Genomic DNA, 13,661 nt, shown 5'->3' with positions numbered 1-13,661 from the left:
CACTGACCACCGAGGGAGACGGCCCGGTCCACCCCACTGAGACCGGGCCGAGTAGCGCGTACGGGGATCGAACCCGTGTTTCCGGATTGAGAGTCCAGCGTCCTGACCACTAGACGAACACGCCGAGAACGAGCATTGATGCACAAATGCTCGCAGAGAATAGTAGAAAGTGAACTTGCTGGTCAGCGCTTCGAGGGCGCTCCGGTCCATTCGTCTGCGTGAATCATGGAACAATGATGACCGAGGATGCGACCACGCCGCAAAGGAATTAATCGGGCGACATCGGCGCGAGCCGGGGCGAGGCGCGTGCGGCGGCCGTGGCGAGGACACGGTCGAGCACGCGCTCCACGTACGAGATCCGGTGACGGGCGCCGGTGCGGTGCACACCGAGCACCGCCGCGGTCCGGACCCGGCTGCTGCGCCACCCCGGCGTGTCGAGCAGTTCGGCGCGACCGGACCTACGACCACGCGGACAACACGTCTGTGGCAGCCTCGCACGTGGCTCATGAGGCGTGAGCTTGTTGGCGTTGAAGGAGGGCGTGTGACTTCGCGCAACGGCGGAGACGTCGTCGTCGAGACCCTGGAGGCGCTCGGCGCGCACACCGTGTTCGGCATCCCCGGCCAGCACGCCCTCGGCCTCTTCGACGCCCTGCGCCGGTCGGAGCTGCGGTACGTCGGTTCCCGGACCGAGCTCAACGCCGCGTTCGCCGCCGACGGGCACGCGCGGATCACCGGTTCCGTGACGCCGTTGCTGGTCTCGACCGGCCCCGGCGCGTTGCAGACCCTGGCCGGACTGCAGGAGTCCGCCGCCGGCTCCGCCCCCGTGCTGGGCATCTCGTCGCAGATCCCGTCCGCCGGCCTCGGCGGGGTGCGCGGCGGCTACCTGCACGAGCTGACCGACCAGGTGGCGTCGTTCCGCCACGTCGTCAAGCACACGCGGGTCGTGCGGCACGCCTCGCAGATCCCCTCGGCGCTGACCGAGGCGTGGGAGATCGCGCTGACCGCGCCGTTCGGGCCGGTGTGGGTGGAGATCCCGCAGGACGTGCTGCTGGGGCCCGCCTCCGTGCCGCCGGTGACGTCGGTGTCGTGGTCCGCGCGTGAGCTGCGGCCGCGCGCGGAGCTGGTCGAGGAGGCCGTGCGGCTGCTGAACGGCGCCGAACGGCCGGTCGTCCTGGCCGGCGGCGGCGCGCTGCACGCCCGCGACGCACTGCTGGAGCTGGCCGGGAAGCTGCGGGCACCGGTCGTGACGACGTTCGGCGGCAAGGGGAACTTCCCGTGGGAGCACCCGCTGTCGGCGCGGTCGTGGCTGGAGGACCGGCACACCACCGAGTTCCTCGCGGACGCCGACGTGCTGCTGGTCGTCGGATCGGGCCTCGGCGAGCTGTCGAGCAACTACCGGACCTTCCAGCCGCGCGGCCGGGTGGTCCAGGTCGAGGCCGACCTCGGCAAGCTGGAGTCGAACCACCCCGCGCTCGGCATCCACGCCGACGCCCGGCACGCCTTGCCCGCCTTGGCTTCCGGTGTCACGGCGCGTCCTGCGGACGGCGTCGCGGAAGCGCGCGTCCGGGCGTTGCTCGGCAAGGTGCGCGACCGGTTCGCCGCGCAGGAGCTCGACCTGGAGTGGCAGGTGCTCGACGCGCTGCGGGCGGCGGTCCCGGACGGGACGCCGACCTGCTGGGACATGACGATCCTCGCGTACTGGGCCTGGTCGGCGTGGGACCCGCGCGGTGGCGCGCAGTTCTCGGCCCAGGGCGCCGGCGGGCTCGGGTACGGCTTCCCCGCCGCGCTGGGCGTCGCCGCGGCGGTCGACGGGCCGGTGCTCGCCGTGTCCGGTGACGGCGGCGCCATGTACGGGATCGCGGAACTCGCCACGGCCGCGCAGCACGGGTCGCGGGTCGTCTGGCTGATCGTCGACGACGGCGGCTACGGCATCCTGCGCGAGTACATGACCGACGCGTTCGGCGAGGCCACCGGCACCGAGCTCAGCCGCCCGGACTTCGTGGCGCTCGCCGCCGCGTTCGGGGTGCCCGCCACCCGCAGCACACCCGAGTCGCTGCGCGACGACCTCGCCGGGGCGTTCGCCGGGGACGGTCCGCACGTGGTCGTGCTCCCCTCGGTGCTGCGCATGTTCGCCCCCACGCACCTGGAGCACCTGTGATCGTCGCGAACCTCGTCAACGGCTCACCGGTCCGCGCGGAGGAGACCTCGCCGCTCGTCGACCCCGCCACGGGCGAGGAGTTCGGTCGCGCGGTCGTCTCCCGTGCCGCCGAGGTCGACGCCGCGGTCCGGGCCGCCGCACGCGCCTTCCCCGCCTGGTCCCGCACGACACCGGCCGAACGGCAGCGGGCGTTGCTGGAGCTCGCGGACCTGCTGGAGGCCCACGCCGGCGAGGTCGCCGACGCCGAGGTGCGCGAGACCGGCAAGATCCGCTCGGTGCTGCTGGACGAGGAGATCCCGCAGTGCGTGGACCAGATCCGGTTCTTCGCCGGTGCCGCCCGCGCGCTCGGCACCGCCGCGGCGGGCGAGTACGTCGCCGGTCACACCTCGTACCAGCGGCGCGAGGCGGTCGGCGTGATCGCCCAGATCACGCCGTGGAACTACCCGCTGATGATGGCCGTGTGGAAGATCGCCCCGGCGCTCGCGGCGGGCAACGCGGTGGTGCTGAAACCCGCCGCCACCACGCCGTCGTCCACGGTGCTGCTCGCCACGCTGGCCGCGCGGGTGCTGCCGCCGGGCGTGTTCAACGTCGTGCTGGGTGACCGCGACACCGGCCGCCTGCTGGTCGAGCACCCCGTGCCCGCGATGGTCGCGCTGACCGGTTCCACGCGCGCCGGGGTCGAGGTGGCCCGCAGCGCCGCCGCGACCGTGAAGCGCACGCACCTCGAACTCGGTGGCAACGCGCCGGTTCTGGTGTTCGACGACGTCGACGTCGCCGCGGCGGCGGAGGGCGTCGTCGGTGCGGCCTTCTACAACGCCGGGCAGGACTGCACGGCCGCGAGCCGCGTGCTGGTGCACTCGGCCGTGCACGACGAGTTCGTCGCCGCGCTGGTGGAGACGGCGTCGGCCCGCGTGCCCGGCACGGACTTCGGCCCGCTCAACAGCCAGGCCCAGCTCGACCGCGTGCTCGGCCTGCTCTCCCGGTCGCGCGCGACCGTCCACTGCGGCGGGAAGCGGCACGGCTCCGAGGGCTTCTTCCTGGAGCCCACCGTGGTGTCCGGCCTCACCCAGGACGACGAGCTCGTCCAGGAGGAGGCGTTCGCCCCGCTGATCACCGTGCAGCGGTTCGGTTCCGACGACGAGGCCGTGGCGCTGGCGAACGGGGTCGCGCAGGGCCTCGCGTCCTCGATCTGGACCCGCGACGCCGGGCGGGCCGCGGCACTGCCGGCACGGCTCGACTTCGGCATCGTCTGGGTGAACACGCACGGGTTGGTCGCGGCCGAGATGCCGCACGGCGGTTTCGGCGCCTCCGGGTACGGCAAGGACCTGTCACTGCACGGACTGGAGGACTACACGCGCGTCAAGCACGTGATGACCGCGCACTGAGCATCGCCCGGTACGGCATCGGGTAGTGCAGCAGGCGGGCCGGGACGACGGCGGACGCCACCCGGATCATCCGGATCCACCGGCCCAGCCTGCGTTCGTCGCGGTCCGTCCACTCCAGACCGAGCTTGTCGCGCAACGGGACCGGCAGCGTGCCCACGGCGAAGTCCGGCAGCACCCGTGCCGCCACCGGCCGCACCAGCGGCCACAGCGCGCTCGGCAGGTGCTCCGAGCCCGGCGCCCTGCCCGTCCGCAGCTCGAACGCCTCCAGCAGCCCCTGCACCCCGTCGGTCGCCTTCAGCTGCGTGGCGACCACGTCGTCGAGGTACTCGCGCAGCGCGGCGAGATCACCCGGCATCGCGCTGATGCCGAGCGTCTCCCCCGTCTCCCGCCACTCGCGGTACAGCCGCTCCTCGCGGATCGCGGGCATCCTGGGCCGCAGCAGCCGGTAGGCCGTGAGCAGCGAGTCGAAGCTGGTCGCGTGCACCCAGCGGAACAGCTCCTCGCCCGCCCCCGGGATCCGGGAGTGCGCGCGCAGCAACCGTTCCGCCTCCCGCTCGGCCAGCTCGCCGCCGAACAGCCGCAGCTGCGACGACGTGATCGTCCGCGACAGCCGCGCGAACGGGTCGGCGCGGTAGCCGTCGCGCACGGCGGCGGCGATGACCGGGTGCGCGACCTGCATCAGCACCGCGCGCCCGAGCACCACCAGCTCCAGCCGCGTGTACCAGCCAAGCCGCCACGTCACCGACTCAGGTCCCAGCGTCACACCGTGATCATCACCCGGCGGCGCGGTACCGACGATGATCACCACCCGATCGAGTTACCGCCGGACGGATTCGGCTGTTGACCTCCAGTTAGGTGGAGTTCGTAGCGTCGGCGGCATGTTCGCGATTCGGCAGCACGAGTTCGGCCCGGCGGAGAACCTGCTCTTCGAGGAGGTCCCCGACCCGGAGCCCGGCCCAGGTCAGGTGCGGATCACCGTGGCGGCGGCCGGTGTCCACCTCGTCGACACCACGATCCGCCGGGGCGGGTTCGGCCCCGTCGACTTCCCGATGACCCCGGGCCGCGAGGTCGCCGGCGTTGTGACGGCCCTGGGCGACGACGTCTCACCGGACTGGCTCGGCCGCCGCGTCGTCGCGCACCTCGGCCAGGCCAACGGCGGCTACGCCGAACTCGCCGTCGCCTCCGTGCCGTCCCTGCACGCGCTGCCCGACGACGTGTCGTTCGAGGCGGCGGTCGCCATGATCGGCACCGGCCGCACGGTGGTCGCGGTGCTCGACGCCGCGAAGCTCACCGGGGACGACGTGGTGCTCGTGACGTCGGCGGCGGGTGGCATGGGCGCGCTGTTCGTGCAGGAGGCCCGCAACGTCGGCGCGCGGGTCATCGGCCTCGCGAGCCCCGGGAAGCTCGGCCACGTCCTGGCCGGCGGCGCGGACGCCGCCATCGACTACACGCGCCCCGGCTGGGCGGACGGCCTCGAGGACACGACCGTGGTGCTCGACGGCGTCGGAGGCGAGGCGGGCGCGCAGGCGTTGAAGACGCTCGGGCCGGGTGGGCGGCACGTCATCTACGGCTGGGCGTCCGGGACCATGACGCCGATCAGCACGGAGGCGTTGTTCGCCAACAGCCTCACCGCGACCGTCGCGCTCGGGCCGGGGCTGCTGCGGCGCGGGTTGCGGGTGCTGGAGGAGGAGTCGCTGGCGGGGCTGGCCGGAGGGCGGTTCGTGCCGCTGGTCAACCCGCCGTTCGCCCTGCGGGACGCCGCGGAGGCGCACGTGGCGCTCGAGTCGCGGGCCGCGGTGGGGAAGGTCGTGCTCAAGCCGTGACGTCGGCCCGACGACCGGGCACGAGGGGATGGGGCCGTCCGGAGTGGACGGCCCCATTCCCTCATCTCACGCCTGAACCGGCACCTCGACGAACTTCTTGCCCGCGAAGTTCTCGACCACCACGGACTTGACGTCCTTGGGGTCGACCAACGCGGAACCGTCCAGGTTCGTGCCCTCGGCGGCGCCCTTCTTGGACACCACCCAGGAACCCGCCTCCTGGCGGCTGCCGTCCTTCGCTACCACGAAGATCCGGCACTTCTCGCCTTCGGGGATGCCGCTGATCGCCATGTTCGTCCGGACCCATCCGGCGGCGGGGACGACCTTCACCGTCATCGACGCCTTCGTCACCGGGTCGGTGAACGTGGCGAGCCTGGTGCCCGTCGGGTCCGGTGCCGCAGTCGGGGTGGGAAGGGCCTGGTTCGCATCGGGCGAAGTGGCCTTACCGACGAAGACACCGGCGCCCAGGACCACCGCGACCACGACGGCCGCTGCGGCACCAAGCGCGAACTGACGACGTCGTGCGACGCCGCCCCGTTCGGCGCGCACCTGGCGCAAGGTGCGCTGCAACAACAAATCGCCGCCCTCGGGCGGCCCGTCCAGCATGGCCTCCGGCGGCACCTCGCCGAGGAAGGCCTCCATGTCGCGGAGCTCTTCGAGTTCGCGCGCGCAGTCCGGGCAGGAAGCCAGGTGCTGGTCCATCTCGCGCACCTCCTGCTCGTCGAGCGCTCCGAGAACGTAAGCACCGAGCAGTTGCGGGTCGTGCTGCGTGGTCATCCGGCCACCCCCTTCAGTGCGACCTTCTGACCTCCGAAGGTCTCCCTCAAGGCTCGCAACGCGTAATACGATCTCGACTTCACCGTTCCCGGTGGCACCCCGAGCGCCTCCGCCGCCTCCGTCACGCTGCGGCCGCGGAAGTAGATCTCCATCAGCACGTCGCGGTGGTCGGAGGAAAGCCTGTCGAGCGCTTCGAGCACCACCACCGAGTCAACCACCTGGTCCGCGTGGTCGCGCTGCACGGGTGGCGTCGCCGGGGACTCGGCCACCTCCTGCGGGCGCGCGGCCCTGGCGCGCACGCGGTCGGTGACGATGTTCCGCGCCACCGTCAGCAGCCAGCCGCGCACCGATCCCTTGCCGTTCACGAGGGCGTCGGGATGGCGCCACGCTCGGACCAGGGTCTCCTGGACCACGTCCTCGGCAGCCGCCCGATCGCCGGTCAACCGCGTCGCGTACGCCAGCAACGCCCGACCGTGCTCCTCGTAGAGCGATCGGATCAGCGCCTCGTCGGCCGCGGTCTCCCGTTTGCGGGAGAACAAAGCCGCCATCCACCCACTCCTCCCCGCCCGCGAGACCTCGTGCGGGCGTCCTGTTCAAGACCTCAGCCCTGACACGAGCAGCGGAGGACTTCGGTTCAACGGGTTTCAACCAAACAAGAGAAAGCCGGATGTTAGCGGGAGCGGTTGAGCTCCCCGACGAGCTCCGCCATCCGAGCCTCCGGCATGACGTTGATGAACATCCCGTGGTCGGTCGCCGGGTCGCGCAGCTCCTCGGCGAAGCTGTCGATCGCGAACGGCCTGCCGGCGGGGATGTCGTAGCCCACCGTGACGTGCAGCCGCGGGATCGGGAACGTCTTCGGCGGGCAGGTGCCCCCGGCCAGCGGGAACACCACGTGCGTGCGGTGCGAGGCGCTGTCGGTGTTGTTGCCGTCCCAGCAGCTGCCGAACTCGTAGCTGCGCAAGGTGGTCGCGCTCCCGCACAACGGGTACTTCGTCGTGTAGCGACCCGGCTGGTCCGAGCAGCCCCACCGCGCCCGCGTGTCCGGGCCGTAGTCGTGGGTTAACGCCGCCGGATCGCCGGTGATCAGGCGCAGGAACCGCGGCATCGGCAGCACGGGGCTGACCGGGCTGCCCCCGTACCGGACCTCCACGCTCTTCGGCTCGAGCACCTCACCGGTGTTGCCGTGCAGGCCACCGCCGTCCGCGTGCGCGTCGTGCCCCGTGCCGTCGGTCAGACGCAGCACCGGCCAGTAGTACGTCGACAGGTCGTCCTTCTCGCACGTCGTGGACGCGGCCGCGAGGGAGTCGTCCGTCGACCTGGCGTCCGCCGACCTGTTGCCGACGTACTCGTGCGTGTGATGAGCGCCGAACGGGATGCCGGGCGAGACGACGGGGTTGTCCGCGTTGAGGTGGCGCTCCTCGTTCGCGCCGCACCGGATGACGACGTGCGGTGCCGCGGGTTCGTCCAGCCGCCGGTCGAGCTCACTGACGTACTGGTCGCGCGACGGCGCGCCGTTGGACGTGCCGCCGAACAGGACCGCGGCGCCCGCGACGACCAGGACCGCCAGCACCGCGACCACGAGCGCCGCCGGCTTGTTCGGTGCCACGGCTACGGCCTGCCGGCGGGTTCGCGGGAACCACCAGAACGGTCGACCAGCTTCGCGTACGACCCGCGCAGGTGGTCCTCGGCCGCCTGACCCGCCTTGGCGGCGTCCTCCCCGTTCAGGACAGCGACCAGCTCCGCGTGTTCGGGCACCAGCAGGTTCCGGTAGGCGGTGTCACCGACGGCCCGCGCGAGCAGGAACAGGTGCACCTGGCTGCGGATCGCCCGCCACGCCTGCACCAGCCGCCGATGACCGGTCGCCGCGTACACGGCGTCGTGGAACTCGATGTCGAGAGCTACCCGTTCAGCGTCCGTCCGGGCGTGGCGCATCTTCTCGACGACCGCTTCGAGTGCCGTGGTGTCCTTCCCGGCTGCCGTCCGCATCGCGAGGACGTCCAGCGCCGCCCTGAGCGTATACAGCTCCTCCACGTCCTGCGGCGTGAGCTCGCGGACCTCGGCGACCCAGTGCAGCTCCGACACGACCAGGCCCTCGCGTTCGAGGAGGTTCAGCGCCTCGTGGACCGTGCGGCGGCCGACGCCGAGCTTCGCCGCCAGGCCCGGTTCCCTGAGCGGGGTGCCGGCGGGCAGCTCGCCGCCGAGGACGGCGGCCCGGATGTGGTCCGCTGCCTGGCCGGCCACGCCTTTGCGCGAGGCCTGCGGAGCGGCAGGGACAGGCATGTACGAATGTTGACATTGCTCCAAGTGGGGGGTCAAACGCGCTGGGTGGAGGGGTGGCCGCCAGGGTCGTCGCTCAGGTGGGCTCGGCGCGCGGCGCAGACTCGGCGCGCGGGGGCTCGGTGCGCGAGGGCTCGGTGCGGAGGGTGACGGGGTGGCGAGGGCGGCGGAGGGAACGCACCGGCCGGACAACCGGGCAAGTCCCCACCTCGCCCGGCCCACGAACCCGGCCCACGACCCGAGCCCGGCCCGCTCCCCCGGAGAGCCGGTGCTCGCTCCCCCAGCCGGCCGGGCGCCCGCCCTACCCTGCCGTCACCAGCGGCTGCCGGTCGTGGTTCACCACGCTGACCCCGGCCACGTCCCCCGCCCGCACCATCGCGGACCCGGCCAGCGTCACCTCCCCCTCGTGCGCCCTCCAGGAGCCCGCGGGAAAGGTCCGTCCGTCCTTCGTGTGCACGACGAGCCAGCAGGCCTCGCCGTCCCGCAGGCCGTCGACCGTCGCCACCAGCCTCAGGCCGCCCTCGGTGTCGGTGACCCGCACGGCCATGTGGGCGCCGTCGGCCGAGGTCCCCTGCAGGACCGCGTCGTCGGTGCCGCCCACGCCCATCCCCTGACCCATCCAGACGCCTCCGGCGAGCACGCCGGCGACGACCAGGGTCGACGACACGGCCGTGATGCGCCCACGGCGGCGCACGGCCTGGTGTCGTTCTTCGCGGACTGTGCCCAACGTGCGCCGGAGCAGGTCGTCCGCGTTCGGCGGAGGCCCGTCCAGCGCGGCCTCCGGTGGCAGTTCTTCCATCAGCATGTCGTTCTCGTTCAACTCGTCGGTGTCCAGGACGTTCGGTGCCATGCGCTGGCGGACGCGGCAATGGACACGGTCACGCGGAACGAACCACTCACATTTCTCCTTTCGGCCCCGCGCACAGCGGTGACCAACACCTTCAGAACGAGCCGACGAGGAAGTTGGTTCAACTGGGATACATAGAGGTCGTGGAGCCCACACCACGATCTTGACCAAGCCGTCTACCTGCGTTTACGCTCTCATATATGATGTATGACCGCGCTGGAACGCTTCCGGCGTCGCGGACGGACTTCGTTCTGGAATCGATCAAAGAAGCGATTCTCCACGGAAAGCTGAAACCCGGTCAGGCGCTCGTCGAAAGCGAACTCGCCGCGACGCTCAACGTCTCGAAGACGCCGGTGCGGGAGGCGCTCAAGACGCTCGCCGGCTCCGGACTGGTCGTGATGAGCCCCTACAGGGGCGCCACGGTCCGGGTGGTGGACGCCGAGATGGCCGCGTCCGTCTACGACGTGCGTCTGCTCCTGGAGCCCGAGGCCCTCCGCCGCGCGGTGCAGCGGCGCGCCGACTTCTCCGAGGCCAGGGCCGCGCTCGACGACACCGGGGACCTGGCGCGACGCAGTCTCGCCAACCGGCGGTTCCACCGCGCGCTCTACGCGGGGTGCGGCAACCCGTTGATGGTCGAGGTCCTCGACGGGCTGCGCGACCGGACCGCGCTGATCACCGTGGCGGGCTGGGGGCTCTGCCCGACCTGGGAGGCGGAGGACGCCGAGCACCGGGCGATCCTCGTCGTCGCCGAGGAGGGGTTCGCCGACGAGGCGGCCGACCTGCTGCGCCGCCACGTCCAGACCTTCGCCGACCGAGTTGCCGAGGAGCTCCCCGATGTCGTTCGATGACCTGTCCGAGCAGTTGGCGTCCGTCGTGGCGATCACCGTCACGCCGTTCGACGCGGACGGCGCGGTCGACGAGAAGAGCTACGCCGCGATCGTGGACCGGATGGTCGACGGCGGTGTCTCGGTCGTCACGCCGAACGGCAACACGAGCGAGTTCTACGCGTTGTCCGCCGCCGAGACCGAGCGCGCGTTGCGGATCACGGTCGACACCGCCGGGGACAGGGCCTCGATCGTCGCGGGCGTCGGGCACGACCTCGACTCGGCGACCAGGGCCGCCCGGTTCGCGGACCGGGCGGGGGCTCGGGGCGTCATGATCCACCAGCCGGTGCACCCGTACGTGTCGCTGGACGGGTGGGTGGACTACCACCGGGCGATCGCCGAAGCGGTGCCGGAGCTCAGCGTGGTCCTGTACGTGCGGAACCCCCGGATCGGCGGCGCGCAGATCGCGGCGCTGGCGGACGCGTGCCCGAACGTCGTCGGCGTGAAGTACGCGGTGCCCGACCCGGTGCGGTTCGCGTCGGTCGCGCGGGACGCCGGGCTCGACCGGTTCACGTGGGTCGCGGGGCTCGCCGAGCTGTCGGCTCCGGGTTGCTTCGCCGTCGGGGCGACGGGGTTCACGTCCGGGCTCGCCAACGTCGCCCCCCAGCTGTCGGTGCAGATGTTCAAGGCGCTCCAGGTGCGCGAGTTCGGGGCGGCGATGGAGTTCTGGGAGCTCATCAGGAGGTTCGAGGAGCTGCGGGCGGCGGAGGAGTCGGCGGGCAACGTGTCCGTCGTGAAGGAAGCGTTGGCACAGCTGGGGTTGTGCCGCCGGGACGTCCGGCCTCCCGCGAGCGTGCTGGACGAGGCCGGCCGGTCGGCCGTCGGCGTGCTGCTGAACTCGTGGAGCCTGCTGTGACGCTGCGCAGCGGGCAGTGGTTCGACGGCGAGGGGCTCAGGGCGTTCTCGCACAACGCCCGCATGCGCCAGCTCGGGCTCAACGCGTCCGAGCACCTCGGCAAACCGGTGATCGCGATCCTCAACACGTGGAGCGGCATCAACCCGTGCCACATGCACCTGCGCGAACGGGCGCAGCAGGTCGAGCGCGGCGTTTGGCAGGCGGGCGGATTCCCCTTGGAGTTCCCGGTTTCCACGTTGTCGGAGACTTTCCAGAAGCCGACCCCGATGCTGTACCGGAACATGCTGTCGATGGAGACCGAGGAGGTCCTGCGCTCCTACCCGGTCGACGGCTGCGTGCTCATGGGCGGCTGCGACAAGACCACGCCCGCGTTGCTGATGGGTGCCGCCTCCGCGGGCCTGCCGACGATCTTCGTGCCGGCCGGTCCGATGCTGCGCGGTCACTGGCGGGGCGAGGAGCTCGCGTCCGGCACGGACATGTGGCGGTTCTGGGACGAGAAGCGCGCGGGCACGATCTCGTCCGGCGACTGGGCGGAGATCCAGTCGGGGCTGGCCCGCTCCCCCGGCACGTGCATGACGATGGGCACGGCCTCGACGATGACCGCCGCCGCGGAAGTCCTGGGGCTGACGCTGCCGGGGGCGTCGTCGATCCCGGCCGTCGACTCGGCGCACCACCGCATGGCGGCGGCGTCCGGGACGCGGGCCGTCGAGATGGTGCGCGAGGGACTGACGATCGCCGACGTCCTGTCACCGCAGGCGTACGAGGACGCGATCCGGACGGTCCTGGCGCTGGGCGGCTCGACGAACTCGTACATCCACCTGATCGCGATGGCCGGGCGGTCGCAGATCCCGTTGTCGCTGGACGACTTCGACCGCCTGTCGCGGGAGACGCCGGTGCTCGCGTCCGTCCAGCCCGCGGGCGAGCACCTGATGGAGGACTTCTACCTCGCCGGAGGGTTGCGCGGACTGCTGTCGCGGTTGCGGGAGTCGTTGCACCTCCAGCGGATCACGGTCACCGGGCGGACGTTCGGCGAGGACCTCGAAGGCGCCGAGGTGCACGACCCCTCGGTGATCCGCCCCCGGGAGAACCCGATCTCCCCCGAGGGCGGGGTGGCCGTGCTGCGGGGAAACCTCGCCCCGGACGGCGCGGTCGTCAAGTACGTGGCGGCTGATCCCGCGCTCTGGCGGCACACCGGGCCCGCCGTGGTCTTCCACGGCTACCGGGACCTGCAGGCGCGCATCAACGACCCGTCGCTGGACGTGACGAGGGAGTCGGTGATCGTGCTGGCCGGTGGCGGACCCAAGGGCGGGCCCGGCATGCCGGAGTACGGGATGCTGCCCATCCCGGACAAGCTCCTGCGCGAGGGGGTCCGGGACATGGTGCGCGTGTCGGACGCGCGGATGAGTGGAACTTCCTACGGTGCCTGCGTTCTGCACGTCGCACCCGAGGCGCACGTCGGCGGGCCGCTGGCGCTGGTGCGGGACGGCGACCTCGTGACGCTGGACGTGCAGGCGCGCGTGTTGCGCGTGGAGATCTCCAACGAGGAGATGGAACGGCGTAGGGCCGCGTGGACGGCGCCGCCGCCGAAGTTCGAACGCGGGTACGGCGCCCTGTACTACGAGCACATCACGCAGGCCGACGAGGGCTGCGACTTCGAGTTCCTGTCACGGCCCGGGCGCAACCCCGAGCCGAACGCGCACTAGCTCTTCGACTCGATGCGGCCGGAGGTGAGGCCGGCCTCCTCCCAGTCGGTGGTTCCCAGCAACTGGCCGCGCAGGTAGGCCGTGGTCAGCCGCAGCACCTCCGCGACCCGTTCCGGGCTCTCGTCGGTGGTCTCCGCGACGTCGTAGCCGGAGACGCCGCCGAGGCCGTGCTCCGCGCCGGACAGCACGACCAGGTCCTTCGGGCCGGGCGAGAGGTGATACGGGTCCTCGTGCCACGCCGGGCCGTTCGTCGACAGGTGCTCCGACCCGTCCCTGTCCCCCGCCACGACGAGCGCGGGCGTGGTCATCTCGCTGAAGTCCGTGGTCGTCATGAACGGGTAGCGCTCCCGGACGAGGTCGGTGAGCCCCTCGCCGCGACCGGTCGAGCCGAGCAGCACGCCCGCCTTGATCCGGTCGTCGCGCAGGCTCACGCCCTCGGTCCGCATGCCGAGCAGCAGGCTCGCGGTGTGGCCGCCCATCGAGTGACCCACGACCGCGATCCTGGTGCGGTCCAAGCGGTTCCGCAGCTGCGGCACGGCGTTCTCGACCTCGTCGAGCCGGTCGAGGACGTGGGTCATGTCCTCGGCGCGCTCCCGCCAGAACAGCGGTGCGCCGGGGGTGTCCTGCGGCAGGGCCAGGGACCTGCTGCTCAGGTGCGTGGGCTGCAGGACGGCGAAGCCCTGCTCGGCCCAGTGGTTCGCGAGCGGCGCGTAGCCGTTGAGCGAGGAGAGGTGGTTCGAGTAGCCCTGCCCGTGGGACAGCAGGACGATCGGCAGTTCGTCGCCCACGGTCGGCGCGGAGACCTTCAGCTGCAGGTCGACGGGACGGCCGGGTACTTCGAGCACGACGGGGCTCACCGTGAAGACGGTCATGGGGTTCCTCCTGGGATGCGGCCGACTCAAGCGGAGCGACGTTCCGGAACCATATGGAGCGCTGTTCCGCTTTGTCAACCGC

At 71.8% G+C, this 13,661-nt stretch carries 13 protein-coding genes and 1 tRNA gene; 6 read left to right on the top strand and 8 right to left on the bottom strand.

Going from position 1 to position 13,661, the window contains the following annotated elements; genetic code table 11:
• Nucleotides 1–52: 52 nt before the first annotated feature.
• A tRNA-Glu gene (locus BLQ91_RS27765) sits at nt 53–124 on the bottom strand.
• A 381-nt stretch (nt 125–505) separates the two neighbouring features.
• On the opposite strand from BLQ91_RS27765, the gene BLQ91_RS27760 reads away from it, so the two are divergent.
• Entirely contained in the window at nt 506–2,158 is a 1,653-nt protein-coding gene (locus BLQ91_RS27760; RefSeq protein WP_090101354.1) for a thiamine pyrophosphate-binding protein, read from the top strand.
• Nucleotides 2,155–3,543 carry an aminobutyraldehyde dehydrogenase gene (locus BLQ91_RS27755; RefSeq protein WP_090101352.1) on the top strand — a complete coding sequence of 463 codons (1,389 nt, stop codon included), beginning with the start codon at nt 2,155–2,157 and terminating at the stop codon, nt 3,541–3,543. Before BLQ91_RS27760 ends, BLQ91_RS27755 begins: the two co-directional genes overlap by 4 nt.
• On the opposite strand, the gene BLQ91_RS27750 is transcribed toward BLQ91_RS27755, so the two are convergent.
• The gene (locus BLQ91_RS27750; protein WP_176959983.1) at nt 3,518–4,306 is read right to left on the bottom strand and encodes an oxygenase MpaB family protein; all 789 of its coding nucleotides are present in this window, start codon (nt 4,304–4,306) and stop codon (nt 3,518–3,520) included. The genes BLQ91_RS27755 and BLQ91_RS27750 overlap by 26 nt on opposite strands.
• Nucleotides 4,307–4,421: 115 nt before the next feature.
• On the opposite strand from BLQ91_RS27750, the gene BLQ91_RS27745 reads away from it, so the two are divergent.
• Nucleotides 4,422–5,366 (top strand): zinc-binding dehydrogenase, encoded by a 945-nt coding sequence (locus BLQ91_RS27745; RefSeq protein WP_090101349.1) that lies wholly within the window; start codon nt 4,422–4,424, stop codon nt 5,364–5,366.
• 66 nt (nt 5,367–5,432) lie between these two features.
• Here BLQ91_RS27745 and BLQ91_RS27740 read toward each other — a convergent pair whose 3' ends face one another.
• From BLQ91_RS27740 to BLQ91_RS27720, 5 genes are all read right to left on the bottom strand, one after another.
• A complete protein-coding gene (locus BLQ91_RS27740; protein ID WP_090101347.1) occupies nt 5,433–6,140 on the bottom strand; it encodes an anti-sigma factor family protein in 708 nt (235 codons plus the stop codon).
• Nucleotides 6,137–6,688, bottom strand: coding sequence for a sigma-70 family RNA polymerase sigma factor (locus BLQ91_RS27735; RefSeq protein WP_090101345.1), 552 nt, complete (start codon nt 6,686–6,688; stop codon nt 6,137–6,139). The genes BLQ91_RS27740 and BLQ91_RS27735 overlap by 4 nt, the downstream gene beginning before the upstream one ends.
• A gap of 122 nt (nt 6,689–6,810) precedes the next feature.
• Complete coding sequence (locus BLQ91_RS27730) at nt 6,811–7,746, bottom strand: DUF1996 domain-containing protein (protein WP_245733843.1); 936 nt, start codon at nt 7,744–7,746, stop codon at nt 6,811–6,813.
• Nucleotides 7,747–7,748: 2 nt separating this feature from the next.
• Nucleotides 7,749–8,420 (bottom strand): GntR family transcriptional regulator, encoded by a 672-nt coding sequence (locus BLQ91_RS27725; RefSeq protein ID WP_090101341.1) that lies wholly within the window; start codon nt 8,418–8,420, stop codon nt 7,749–7,751.
• Between the two features lie 298 nt (nt 8,421–8,718).
• Nucleotides 8,719–9,267, bottom strand: coding sequence for a hypothetical protein (locus BLQ91_RS27720; protein WP_090101339.1), 549 nt, complete (start codon nt 9,265–9,267; stop codon nt 8,719–8,721).
• 197 nt (nt 9,268–9,464) lie between these two features.
• Here BLQ91_RS27720 and BLQ91_RS27715 point away from each other — a divergent pair, with 197 nt between their 5' ends.
• From BLQ91_RS27715 to araD, 3 genes are read left to right on the top strand one after another with little or no spacing between them, the layout of a single operon-like run.
• On the top strand, nt 9,465–10,112 hold the full coding sequence (locus tag BLQ91_RS27715) for a GntR family transcriptional regulator (RefSeq protein WP_245733842.1): 648 nt from the start codon (nt 9,465–9,467) through the stop codon (nt 10,110–10,112).
• The gene (locus BLQ91_RS27710) at nt 10,099–11,004 is read left to right on the top strand and encodes a dihydrodipicolinate synthase family protein (protein ID WP_090101337.1); all 906 of its coding nucleotides are present in this window, start codon (nt 10,099–10,101) and stop codon (nt 11,002–11,004) included. The genes BLQ91_RS27715 and BLQ91_RS27710 overlap by 14 nt, the downstream gene beginning before the upstream one ends.
• Nucleotides 11,001–12,707, top strand: a complete 1,707-nt coding sequence (gene araD, locus BLQ91_RS27705; RefSeq protein ID WP_218130436.1) for an L-arabinonate dehydratase — start codon at nt 11,001–11,003, stop codon at nt 12,705–12,707. Before BLQ91_RS27710 ends, araD begins: the two co-directional genes overlap by 4 nt.
• On the opposite strand, the gene BLQ91_RS27700 is transcribed toward araD, so the two are convergent.
• Nucleotides 12,704–13,579, bottom strand: a complete 876-nt coding sequence (locus BLQ91_RS27700) for an alpha/beta hydrolase family protein (protein WP_090101333.1) — start codon at nt 13,577–13,579, stop codon at nt 12,704–12,706. The two genes, araD and BLQ91_RS27700, sit on opposite strands and share 4 nt — an antisense overlap.
• Between the last annotated feature and the right edge of the window lie 82 nt (nt 13,580–13,661).

The organism is Lentzea jiangxiensis (genome assembly GCF_900104175.1).
In the GTDB taxonomy this organism is placed as follows: domain Bacteria; phylum Actinomycetota; class Actinomycetes; order Mycobacteriales; family Pseudonocardiaceae; genus Lentzea; species Lentzea jiangxiensis.
The sequence above is the reverse complement of the archived record's forward strand: the minus strand, read 5'-3'. Positions and strand labels throughout refer to the sequence as shown.

Excerpts from the sequence above, each read along its gene's own strand:
- BLQ91_RS27740 (WP_090101347.1), bottom strand. The coding sequence starts at position 6,140 with ATGACCACGCAGCACGACCCGCAACTGCTCGGTGCTTACGTTCTCGGA.
- BLQ91_RS27725 (WP_090101341.1), bottom strand. The coding sequence starts at position 8,420 with ATGCCTGTCCCTGCCGCTCCGCAGGCCTCGCGCAAAGGCGTGGCCGGC.
- BLQ91_RS27760 (WP_090101354.1), top strand. The coding sequence starts at position 506 with ATGAGGCGTGAGCTTGTTGGCGTTGAAGGAGGGCGTGTGACTTCGCGC.
- BLQ91_RS27745 (WP_090101349.1), top strand. The coding sequence starts at position 4,422 with ATGTTCGCGATTCGGCAGCACGAGTTCGGCCCGGCGGAGAACCTGCTC.
- BLQ91_RS27720 (WP_090101339.1), bottom strand. The coding sequence starts at position 9,267 with ATGGCACCGAACGTCCTGGACACCGACGAGTTGAACGAGAACGACATG.
- BLQ91_RS27710 (WP_090101337.1), top strand. The coding sequence starts at position 10,099 with ATGTCGTTCGATGACCTGTCCGAGCAGTTGGCGTCCGTCGTGGCGATC.
- BLQ91_RS27735 (WP_090101345.1), bottom strand. The coding sequence starts at position 6,688 with ATGGCGGCTTTGTTCTCCCGCAAACGGGAGACCGCGGCCGACGAGGCG.
- BLQ91_RS27715 (WP_245733842.1), top strand. The coding sequence starts at position 9,465 with ATGATGTATGACCGCGCTGGAACGCTTCCGGCGTCGCGGACGGACTTC.
- BLQ91_RS27700 (WP_090101333.1), bottom strand. The coding sequence starts at position 13,579 with ATGACCGTCTTCACGGTGAGCCCCGTCGTGCTCGAAGTACCCGGCCGT.